Origin of the sequence: Butyricicoccus sp. OF27-2pH9A, assembly GCF_027693185.1 — a bacterium.
GTDB lineage: Bacteria > Bacillota > Clostridia > Oscillospirales > Butyricicoccaceae > Agathobaculum > Agathobaculum butyriciproducens.
The window spans coordinates 180,142-191,128 of the sequence record NZ_JAQEXK010000003.1; the positions used below are offsets into that span (position 1 = coordinate 180,142).

Sequence of the window (10,987 nt, forward strand, 5' to 3'; positions counted from 1 at the left end):
TCTTTATCCCTTACGCTCTACCCGGTAATTGACGTACTTGCCTCCCGTATCTGCCAGAAGCACCGTTGCATCATAGATTTTGCCTGTCTTTTCGGAGTAGAGGCCCTTGACTTTTGCCTTGCCGTCTTTGAGCAGAGCAGCGGCAATCTTCGGGGTGAACGCCTTTTTACGCTGCTCAAAGAAGCGGTCATTTTTCCACATCACGAACTGACAGCCACGGTTTCCGCAGTAAAAATTCTTTTTACCCTCATAGACGTTTTCACCGCACCGGGGACACTTGCCGATAATAACCCGTTCCGACTGGAACAGGTTTTGCTTATCTGCACTGATACAAGAATAGGTCTTGACCAGCTGACGCACCTGCGCTTCAATTTCGGCCATGAACTCGTCTGGGTCTGCGCTGCCTTTGGCAATCTCGGTCAGGCGGTTTTCCCATTCGGCGGTCAGGACGGGAGAGGTCAGGCTTTCCGGCAGAACCACCGCCAGATTGATGCCGTCCTTGGTGGGGACAAGCTGTTTGCCCTTGCGCTGCACAAAGCCCATTTGCACCAGCTTTTCCAGAATCGCGGCACGGGTGGCGGGAGTACCCAGTCCCTTGCGCTCTGCATGGCCCAGGCCACCCTCTCTTGCTCCTGCGGAGCAATTCACCTTGTCCTCCGGCATATCTTCGGCCCCGGCCCGCTCCATTGCTGACAGGAGCGTATCTTCTGAAAGCTTTTGTCAAGGGGGTGCGTGGATATTTTTTATATTACTTACGCAGATTCTCTCTCTGCTTCTGCCTGAATAATGCGTTTCAATCTGTCCTCAGCAGTCAAACCGCTACTATGGTCAAAAAACACTTTGACTTTATAATTTGTTTTGCCTTGCTTAATCACAAAAACTCCATCCGGTTTGTTTTTCTCCGAATGGTTATTTGGGGTGGGTAGTGTACTGTTCACAATATTTGTCATACGATATTCCTCCTTGAATGAAAAAAGCCCGACAAGGAAAGGTCTGACAACGAAGTTCCGACAACGGACATCAGAAAACCTTTTTTCTTTATCGGGCGATACTATCTTTTTACTATTTCCTTTTTCTTTATAATATTGGTTGTCATGGTTGTCAGAGAGGGAAAAGTGCCGCAATATCAAGGCTTTCGGGATTTTTGCCCGACAACCAGACCGACAACCGGCTCGACAACCGAAGCGACAACGAGCTTTTATTTTTGCTTCAACCATTCTTCCGGAAGCCCTAACTGTTCCATTTCCTCTGTCGGGATTTCTTGAAAACCATCCATGCTGTTGTCAGGCTCGTTGTCGTTCCTGATACGCTCCCAGCCTTTTTGTCTGCGGTAAGGCTCTGGAAAATACCTAGGATTGCTGAACGCCCTCCAGCCTGTGACAGCGTTATTCATAATGTCGTTGATCTCTCGCAGTTCCCATTGTTTCGGTTCGTCATAATCATGCCCCAGTGCTTCCTTATAAAGCTGTTTGGAACAGACCATGCTGCCGGAATAGCGTTCCAAATAGTCTAAAATCTGTCCTGCCTTTGTGTCCTCCGGCATAAAGTCCTTTTGGTGGGCTTTCAGATAAGCGTTCATAGCCGGACTGAATCTCAGACGGAAATTTCCGCTTCTGTAAATCTCCATAGCTTCTGCCCACATCTGATTGATATACTCTCTTGAAGCCTGTTCATCTGCCAAAATATGAACCTCAGCCCTTTCAGGATAGACCATAACCGGAACGAAGCGGCGGTTGCCTGTTCGGTCGAGGGGAAGAAAGTCAAGGGTATTGGAAGAACCTCCAAACACACATTGTCGTTTTCTGTCTGCCGGATGTGTTTCATAGGGTATCTTATAGGTTTCCTTTTGGCGGCTCAGAAAGGACTTGATTTCTTCAATGCTCTTAGCGTTGGCGGTTGCAATCATTTCCGACATTTCAATAATCCAATGCCCCTGCATTTTGCGGTACACATTTTCATCATCCAGCTTCTTCAAGTCATCAGAGAACCAATCATCATTGACCGCAAGCAAACGGAAGAAAGAGGACTTTCCGGCTCCCTGACCGCCTACAAGACAGAGCATTACCTCAAATTTGCACCCCGGCTTAAAGGCTCGTGAGATAGCACCCAACAGAAACAACTTCAATGCTTCATAGGTGTAATCATCTGTATCAGAACCGAGAAAGCGGTGCAGACAGAAGCGTATGCGTTCCGTTCCGTCCCAGTGTAGGGCATTGAGAAAATCGCAGACAGGGTGGTAACGGTTTTCGTTGGCAATAACCGCAACTGCGTCTATGATTTTCTTTTCTACGGTCAATCCATAGTTTTCTTCAAAATATAGGAGCAGATATTTCACATCCACATCCGTCAATGTCGGGCTGTCACGATACCAACCGAGGGGCTTCACAATGTCGATTCTTTCGGTCAGAAGATTTTTTCGGATAGCTCCTTTCAAAAGTGGGTCATATTGCAGAACACGCTTATAATTTGCGGCAGTATTATAAACCTTACCTTTCTCGCTCTGCTCTAAGCTGTTTCGGATTTCTTCTACTGTGCATGGTTCTGTCTGCTGACAGTTCTGCAATTCGTTGTTCAAGTTTCAACACCTCCTTTCTCTGTTCTGCCACAAGTGCTTTTCGTTCCTCCAATGAACCATACAGAAGAATATCAAGCAGATATTCGATATAGTTCTTCTTATACAGTGCTTCTGCAAACAGAGGATTCCATTCCTCATCCGGCTGTTTAGGAGCGTATTTCTTTTCCCATTCTCTAAGAAGATGAAAATAATCCGTCAGCACCTTGTAGCAATGATTTTCTTCTTTTTGATATTTCTGCTCCGGTGTCGGCTCACGAATACGAGGGCGGACACTGGGCTTTTGTCGGCTGTCATAGTTAAGACCAAAATCTTCAGCAAGTTTGACAGCAGCTTCCCTCAGCCCGATACCGAATAGCTTCGCTGTGAGATCAACAGCGTCTCCGGTTGCTCCGCAGCCAAAACAGTAATAGCGTTCATCCAGCTTCATACTGGGGGACATATCCGAGTGAAACGGACAGCACGCCATACCTGTGCGACCCACTTTCAAGCCATAGGCTTCTGCGGCTTGTCGGGCAGTAACATTTTCTTTTACAATTTCAAATACATTCATGTGACTCCTTTCCTGAAACGAAAAAAGCACCTGTCATTTTCAAAACGAAAATAGCAAGTGCCTTAAAGTTCCATATTTAATTTTAGGTGCAAAAAAGCAGGAGACCTTTTCAGATTTCCTGCTTAGCAAAGCTGTGAAGATTTAATTGTGGTTGGGTTGCCAGTTATACAAACTGGGATTTTTCTTTTTAGAATGAATTATTTATTTTCTACAATAGCACCATATTTCGTATGCGGAAGATATTGTACCTTTAAATAAGTATTTTTATCAACATACCTTGAAAATACTGTGATTTCGATTTCATCATCTTTAACTTTATCATATAGAAAAATACTTCTTCTTTCAGAAGATATATCTGCACCACCATGAGATTGTTCAGTTACATATCCTTCTGCATAACTATACTGTTTGTTTATGATGTAAGGCATATCTAAAACAAAATCTTTCAAATATAAGATTAAAAGAATAGCTACTATAACAAGAATGGTATTAGCCAATCGAAGAAATATTATATCATTTTTTCCAGTATATTCTTTTTTTATCGCTTCTTTATCAAAAAATATCGAATAGATAAGTTTTCTTTTTTTAATTAGATAGATAATGCAAGCAATTAAAGCTATAACAAATAATGAAACTCTTATAAACAATCTAAATATAGCAAAATCCATAATATCATTCCCTTAAACTTCAAGTTTGTTGCTTACATTATACTTCATCAACCTAAAGAATGGAAGATATTTTCTTGCTCCCTAAAGCAAAAGCACCTGTCATTTTCAAAACGAAAACAGCAAGTGCCTTAGAGTTCCATATTCAGTTTTTGGGAAAAAAAGCAGGAGACCTTTTCTGATATGCTCCCTTTATGAGAGACAGTGAAAAAACAAACTGTCATCATGAAGGGAGCATATCATTCGGATCTCTTGCTTAGTAAAGCTGTGAAGATTTAATTGTAGTCAGTTTTTCTTATACCATCCGAAATTTATACTTTAATGTTCTCTCATAACAAAAATCAATTTTGTCCTCCAACAAAAATACCGTTTGGGGGATTATCCCATATAAAATTATCCTCAGCCACTTCGCTCTCTAATGCAATTTCAATTTTATATATCCCCACATTTTGGGCATTTTCATCATCCTCACTATACATATAAAAATTCATACAATACCGTTCCTTCTCTGTCAATATGAGATACATACCATCCAATTCCGTTTTCCTTTTACCATAGTTGCTTTCACTTGATGATGCACAATCGCCCTCAAAACTTTGGATACTGCCCTCAATATAATCGAAAAAAGCAGAGATTTCAGTGTCTAAATTCTCAATGTTCTTTTTGCTTTCTTCGGAAAATAGAGATTTGAGTTTCTCTGAATCCTGTTGCTTACATGCCTCGATAATTTGTTGACACATCTTATCCGTTTCATTTTGTTCAGAGCTAAACCAGTCATTGAAATATTTGTTAGAGCAGCCTGTTAAACCGAGTATAATAATCACACTGAAAAGCAACAGTACTTTCTTCATATAATTACATCCTTTACTTGATAATTGCAAAATCACTTATTGGATTAAGGTCATTACAAAAAATTTCTTACTATCATTATACTTCATCAACCTAAAGAATGGAAGATATTTTCTTGCTTCCTAAAGCAAAAGCACCTGTCATTTTCAAAGTGAAAACAGCAAGTGCTTTAGAGTTCCATATCCTGTTTTTTGCTTTTCGCCGGAAGTGTCCGGCTGACTTCACGCTCTGCCATTTCTTTCTTTTTTCGGCTCAACTGCTCTATAATGGAACTTTTGGCTTTCTTCTTGATTTGCTCCGTTCCGGCTTTTTTGACCTCCGGTTTCATCAGCGTGGTTTGAATTTTCTGAATGGTTGATTTCATAGCGTTTGTGATTCTGGCAATCACGCCATCCAATCGTTTCGTTGCATACTCGATTTCTTTCTTTGAAGCCTTACGCTCAGGGGAGAGAACCCATGCCTTAGACTGCTCCACCAGCTTAATATCCTCCTTGTGCGTTTCCAGTTTCACAGTATCAGCAACGACCTCAACCGCCTTGTCATAGGCAATATCGGCAACCTCGTCCACCAGAGCTTCCACATCCTCAATCTTCATCGTGAGTTCTTCCAGCTTTTGCTCCTGTGCTGCCAGTTGCTCCTTTTGCTTGAAAAGAATATAGTCCTGTTTTTCCAGATATGCACGACCACCATATTCCGGTTCTTCTTCCAGTTGTAAGCCATGCTTTTTCGCCACATCAAACAGCAGCACTCGGCAAGCTGAATCGAAAGTCATCTTGCGGTTATTTTTTCTTCCGACAGGCTTCTCCGGTTCCGGCAGTTCAAACCCCAGTGCTTCCAAAGCCTTTTCCTGTTGTGGGGCAATCTCCCCATATTGATTTTTACAGTCGAACACATGACGCTCGTGAATATGAGGGGTACTTTCATCCAAGTGCAGAGCCCAATTCAGGATATGGACATGAGAACCGAAACGCTCATTTACGATTTCCATAAATTCTGTGACGATCTCAATGAGCAATTCCGGTGGAACATGATTATCAAGCGTTCCAATCTGATAGACCGTTTCCTCTGGACAGGTCTTTTTGCTTTTGAGTAAATCTCCGGTTTCCTTATTTCTTTCAGGGTGTCGGTTCTTCACATTTCTTTCGTTCTGTCCGGTCACAAAATCACGATACCGCTGACGATAAAAAAGCTGTTCCACATCTTCAAAAGTGGCAGACAGCTCATTTTCCTTTTCGGGATTTTTGAAATTGCGGAAGCCATTGTAACAGTCCCAATAGAGATTTTGTTTGGCTCGTTCTTCGTCAATGTGTTCGCTGTTGGCAATGTCAAAACTGCGGTCATTGTGCTTCGGATTATAAACGCCATTCTTTCCGGCTCGTCCATTGTGTCTTGTTAATTTCACATGAGTTCCTCCTTTTCTTTTTGATTTCCCCGACAGGGGAGAAGGGCAGCGAAGCTGATTCCTTGCGGCTTTCTGCGTCAAGTAATACCCAGTACTAAGTGGCGAAACGCCACTTAACTGGGCAAGGCTGCCGCCCTTGACCTGCACAGGGATATTGCATTCCCTGTACCCATGCACAAAGGGTTGCACCCTCCGTACTCCCGCCCGAACAAACTGACTTCGCCCCGTCCCAAGCTCCGTCAGTTCCTTCGGTTTTACAAAACAGTCCACCGGACTATTTTGCAAAAAGAAAAACCGACGCATGATCGCTTTACGCTCAATACATCGGTTTCTTCATCTGACCTTAACGTTCATATTCAGTTGTGGCAGATTACGGATAATCTGCAAATGGATAAACAAAAACGACCAACTATGTAGCTGATCGTCCTTGCGTGGTTGCCTTAAAAAGTAGTTGATAAACACCCTACTCTTGAAAAGCTCGTTGTCATTTACATCTATTATTTTTGAATAGAAAAATTCCTTTATAGATGATAAAAGGAATTGAACCGATTACTCCAGCAAGTGTATAAATCGGGAAAGTAACAAATCCAATTATAATTTTAGGTGCGATAGGAGTTAGCCATTTCTTAACTAAACCACTATAAAAAATCAAACCTGTTGGTATTCCAGCAAAAAGCAATCCAAAAGAAAGAATACTTCTTGTAAATCCTAATGGTTCAGGAACAGACATATTTTGACTTGTCCAAAACGCAATGTACTCAGGGTCACTAAGTTGATTCATTTGATTAAGTGCTACAAAATAACCAAGTACACAACCAATAATTAAAAATAAACATATAAGCAATATTTGTTTCAACTCTTTTTTCATATTTCATCTTCCTTTACGGTCATATTCAGTTGTCTAACATCGTACTGTTATAAAATCTATGTCATTTACGATTTTTCTTATGCTGATTTGCCCAGTAAGATTTTACAGGGATTCTTCTTCTTTTTATGTCCTCCATAAATTCTTCTTTGTCAATATTACTATCAATGGTAAATAATTTTTCTCCATTTACATATACACGCATAGAACCTTTCCTTCTCTCGCAATAGGTAATATCTTCAAAGTGAAAAGTTCTCTTTCTGCCAAAAGTTGAACGCCATGTGATTTCATCTTCATCCACTTCCAGTTTCCACATAATCATATTCAATGAGCCTATAAAAAACACAACAAATGCAATGCCAAATACCAAGGGAGGAAATATATCATCCTGTTGGATAGCACTTGCTACAGTACAACCTCCTGTAAATAAAATTCCAAAAACAAATATAATAGTCAATGTTTTCTCTGTTTTTATTGTATAATGCGTTCTAATTATTCCCTTTTTCTGTTCTTCCTCTCGTTCTTTAGCTCTCTTTTGTTGAAGATTTATAAGATATTTCAAAAGAAGAAGTACAACTAAATAGGGGCCTATTTGTGTAATTATATTCAAACACATTCGTAAAAAATCATTCATTTTTTGCCCTCCATAGTTCCAGCTATATAAAAATGATTGTTTAAATTCGAGTATTTAAAACCTCACTTTTTCATATCTCATTATACTTCATCAACTTAAAGAATGGAAGAAAAAATTTTGTGTACAGAGTTCCTGTTCAAGCCTTGTAACGCACAATTCTGCAAAATCCATAGTCCCCGATACTTTCCTCACAGGCGATATACAGTCGGAATTCTGTCAGCTCATGAAATAAGAAAAACCGACGCATGATCGCTTTACGCTCAATACATCGGTTTCTTCATCTGACCTTGACGGTCATATTCAGTTGTGGCAGATTACAGGTAATCTACAAATTTCCCAAAACAAAATAGGATATTTATTTTTATTCTATTCAACTACATACCCATATTCTGTGTGTGGTAAATACCTTACAGTTATCTTATCTCCTAAATCGCTACCTGTTCCCCAATATTTTAATGAATGTTCTTCTCCAGTTTTCTCATCTCTAATATGTATTCTTCTTTCACTATTAGAGTTTTCTCCTGACATTGCACCTTGTGTAACTTCTCCGGTAACTTCAACTAAATTGTTAGATAGTAAATAAGGTATATCCAAGCAACAAGGAACAGTTATAAATATACCGAGAATCAATAACCCAACAACTGCCATCACATTGATTATTTTTTCCCATTTTTGATATTTTATTTTTTCTTCTTCATTGACAGCCTTTCGTTTTATAAACTTCCCATTTTTCTTTCTATGCAAAACATACATAATTAAGACTATAAATGATACTATAATCACTCCAAAAGTTCTAAACATCAATAATGCCATAAATTTGTACTCCTTTCAAAGCGACACGCTATTTATTAACAGCTTTATCAGCTAATCTTTTATCTCCCCATGGCGTTTTCAGCATAGGCTCATTATCAATAATTCCTGCTCTTAAAATTTCAAGGGGTTTTTCTAATTGTAAGATGTTTTTATTATCTATAATAATAGCAGTTTGAAATTCCTCAAAACTTTCAAAAACTCTGTCTTGCAACGGTGTACAAAGGGAACATAATAAAAAACTTAATAATGGACTGCCAATCTTACACAAAGTACCGCCCAAACGAGACTACGGGCGGTATTTTTGTATCATGGCGGAGAAAGGAGGAACTTCCCACGGGGGCTTGACTGAAAAGTTGAGCCCCTTTTTTCATGCCAAAAAACAGGAGGTAAATGCTTATGGCAGATGATAAAACCACAAAAACGCCGGAACAGCCGGTAACGGATAGCGGGCCGGGCAAGGAAACGCCTCCCGCTCCCCCAAAAGAGCCGGAGAAGGTTTCCGTTTCCCCGGAGCCGGAAAAAAAGACGGAACCGGAGGTAAAGAACCCACAGGTTTCTGTCTATAACTTCGCTGAAATTATGAAGGAAAAGAAAGCCGAGGAACGGGCGGCAGCTCCCGGCGTGAAAAAGCCTGACCCGGCAAAAACGGAAAAACCGGAAAAGCAGCCGGAGGCTCCGAAGAAAGCGGAGGAAAAACCCAAAGAGCCGGAACAGCCGAAGCGCCGGGGCCGTCCCCCGAAAGCAGATAAGGACAAGGCCGCAGCCCCGAAGCCCAAAGCCCCCGCACAGAAACCGGAAAAGGCGGTCAAAAAGGAACCGGAGAAAAAAGCAGCTCCAACGGTACAGGCCGCTTCCGCTCCGAAGGGACCCGAGAAGCCGAAGGATGCACCACGCCGGGGCAAGGAGCAGATCGTCTATATCAAGCTGAACGAGCTCCACGCCTTCAAGAACCATCCCTTTGAAGTCCGAGACGATGAAGAAATGCGGGCTATGGTGTCCAGCGTCAAGGACAAGGGCGTGACCCAGCCCGCTATCGTCCGTCCCCGTGATGATGGCGGCTATGAGATCGTGTCCGGCCACCGCCGCCAGAAGGCCAGCGAGCTTGCCGGATATGCGGATATGCCCTGTATTGTTCGCAATCTGACGGACGATGAAGCCATCACGCAGATGGTCGAGGACAATCTCAACCAGCGTGAAGAAATCCTCCCCAGTGAGCGGGCCAAAGCCTTGAAAATGCAGCTTGAGGCCATCAAGCACCAGGGCTCCCGCACTTCGGGCCAGATTGACCCGAAGGACGCAGGAAAACGCTCCAACGAAATTGTAGCCGAGCGCAATAAGATGGCGGTCAAGCAGGTGCAGCGGTATATCCGGCTCAATGAGCTGGTTCCCGACCTGATGAAGCTGATGGATGAAAAAAAGCTGGGCTTTACTACGGCGGTGGAGCTTTCCTATATCGGCAAGAAGAACCAGAACTATATCGCCATCGCCATTGACAGCCAGCAGTCCTCGCCTTCACAGGCGCAGGCAAAGCGTATGCGTGAGCTGGACGAAAAGAAGCTGCTCAACGGGGATGTGATCGACGGCATTATGATGGAGGACAAAAAGGAGGTAGACAAAGTGATTTTGACAGGTGCGGAACTGAGCAAGTATTTCGGCAAGGAAACTACGCCGAGGGAAATGAAGGACCAGATCATCAAGCTGCTGGACGACTGGAAGGGTCAGCAGAAGGAACATGAAAAGCCGGAGAAGAAAACCGAACAGGAAAAGTAAGCCCAAACTTCGGGTCAGCATGGCCCGAGGATTGCGGGGCTCTGCCCCGCGCCCCGAAGCTCTGGAGATATAAATTATTCCCCGTCGCCAGTTATTCCGTAGCATAGCCGGGAAAATCAGTCAAGGGCAGCGCCGCCGCAGGCGGTGCCAGAGGCACCCTTGACGGATTTCTCCCGGTTATGCTTTTTCCCGGTCAAGCGACGGGGATATAAATTCTCCAGAGCCGTTCCCCTTCCCGGGGGAAGGGGCGGAGGGGTTGGGCGAACTCTTGCTTTTCCCTAAACCAAAACAGAAATGGAGGCTCAACCAATGAAACGACCTTTAGCATACCTGACCGCCGCATGGAGCGGCGAGCCGGATGTTGATATGGAGCTGGCGGCCCACTACTGCCGTCTTGCTTATGAGGCGGGCTTTTCCCCGATCTGCCCGCTCTTGTATCTGCCGCTGTTTTTGAATGACAGCGTTCCCGAGGAACACAAGGCCGGGATTGATATGCGCCGGGATATGCTGCGGCGCTCCCACACCCTGATTGTCTGCGGCAGCGCTGTGGACGAGGATGTAAAAAATGATATTGCGGTTGCCGGGCGGCTGGGCATTGCGGCGACCACACTGGAAGGGGTGCTTGCCGTGAAGGGACACGGCACCCCGGACCATGCCGGACATTAAGCTGGGAAGCCTTTTCGACGGGATTGGCGTGTTCCCTCTGGCTGCTTCCCGGTGCGGTATCCGTCCGGTATGGGCCAGTGAGATTGAAAAAGCGCCCATCTCCATAACCAAAAGGCACTTTCCCGACATGGTGCATTTGGGGGATATTACGAAGGTGGACGGCGGGAAAATCCCGCCGGTTCATGTAATTACCTTCGG

At 43.4% G+C, this 10,987-nt stretch carries 13 protein-coding genes and 1 pseudogene; 3 read left to right on the top strand and 11 right to left on the bottom strand.

Features of this window, described 5'->3' with window-relative positions; all coding sequences use genetic code 11:
* Positions 1-3: 3 nt before the first annotated feature.
* The 11 genes and pseudogenes from PG722_RS04780 to PG722_RS04830 all read right to left on the bottom strand — a co-directional run.
* Positions 4-711, bottom strand: a pseudogene (locus PG722_RS04780) (DNA topoisomerase); the annotation flags it as partial.
* Positions 712-752: 41 nt separating this feature from the next.
* Positions 753-1,217, bottom strand: a complete 465-nt coding sequence (locus PG722_RS04785; protein WP_237948570.1) for a transposon-encoded TnpW family protein — start codon at positions 1,215-1,217, stop codon at positions 753-755.
* Positions 1,199-2,563, bottom strand: coding sequence for a virulence-associated E family protein (locus PG722_RS04790; RefSeq protein ID WP_204987892.1), 1,365 nt, complete (start codon positions 2,561-2,563; stop codon positions 1,199-1,201). Before PG722_RS04790 ends, PG722_RS04785 begins: the two co-directional genes overlap by 19 nt.
* Positions 2,487-3,125, bottom strand: a complete 639-nt coding sequence (locus PG722_RS04795) for a CHC2 zinc finger domain-containing protein (RefSeq protein WP_117553179.1) — start codon at positions 3,123-3,125, stop codon at positions 2,487-2,489. Before PG722_RS04795 ends, PG722_RS04790 begins: the two co-directional genes overlap by 77 nt.
* Positions 3,126-3,322: 197 nt before the next feature.
* Positions 3,323-3,793, bottom strand: a complete 471-nt coding sequence (locus tag PG722_RS04800; protein ID WP_022616344.1) for a hypothetical protein — start codon at positions 3,791-3,793, stop codon at positions 3,323-3,325.
* A 338-nt stretch (positions 3,794-4,131) separates the two neighbouring features.
* The gene (locus PG722_RS04805) at positions 4,132-4,641 is read right to left on the bottom strand and encodes a DUF5104 domain-containing protein (protein ID WP_024720781.1); all 510 of its coding nucleotides are present in this window, start codon (positions 4,639-4,641) and stop codon (positions 4,132-4,134) included.
* Between the two features lie 167 nt (positions 4,642-4,808).
* The gene (locus tag PG722_RS04810; protein ID WP_330673030.1) at positions 4,809-6,041 is read right to left on the bottom strand and encodes a serine/arginine repetitive matrix protein 2; all 1,233 of its coding nucleotides are present in this window, start codon (positions 6,039-6,041) and stop codon (positions 4,809-4,811) included.
* Between the two features lie 484 nt (positions 6,042-6,525).
* Entirely contained in the window at positions 6,526-6,909 is a 384-nt protein-coding gene (locus tag PG722_RS04815) for a hypothetical protein (protein WP_003021642.1), read from the bottom strand.
* A gap of 61 nt (positions 6,910-6,970) precedes the next feature.
* Complete coding sequence (locus tag PG722_RS04820; protein WP_118710272.1) at positions 6,971-7,540, bottom strand: DUF6560 family protein; 570 nt, start codon at positions 7,538-7,540, stop codon at positions 6,971-6,973.
* 366 nt (positions 7,541-7,906) lie between these two features.
* A complete protein-coding gene (locus PG722_RS04825) occupies positions 7,907-8,353 on the bottom strand; it encodes a hypothetical protein (protein ID WP_003023134.1) in 447 nt (148 codons plus the stop codon).
* A 28-nt stretch (positions 8,354-8,381) separates the two neighbouring features.
* Positions 8,382-8,633 (bottom strand): hypothetical protein, encoded by a 252-nt coding sequence (locus PG722_RS04830; RefSeq protein WP_270579819.1) that lies wholly within the window; start codon positions 8,631-8,633, stop codon positions 8,382-8,384.
* 110 nt (positions 8,634-8,743) lie between these two features.
* On the opposite strand from PG722_RS04830, the gene PG722_RS04835 reads away from it, so the two are divergent.
* From PG722_RS04835 to PG722_RS04845, 3 genes are all read left to right on the top strand, one after another.
* On the top strand, positions 8,744-10,123 hold the full coding sequence (locus PG722_RS04835) for a ParB/RepB/Spo0J family partition protein (RefSeq protein ID WP_270579820.1): 1,380 nt from the start codon (positions 8,744-8,746) through the stop codon (positions 10,121-10,123).
* Between the two features lie 309 nt (positions 10,124-10,432).
* Positions 10,433-10,789 carry a DUF7768 domain-containing protein gene (locus PG722_RS04840; protein WP_270579822.1) on the top strand — a complete coding sequence of 119 codons (357 nt, stop codon included), beginning with the start codon at positions 10,433-10,435 and terminating at the stop codon, positions 10,787-10,789.
* Positions 10,776-10,987 (top strand): DNA cytosine methyltransferase (locus tag PG722_RS04845; protein ID WP_270579823.1); only part of this gene is annotated, 212 nt, incomplete at its 3' end. The genes PG722_RS04840 and PG722_RS04845, both read left to right, overlap by 14 nt.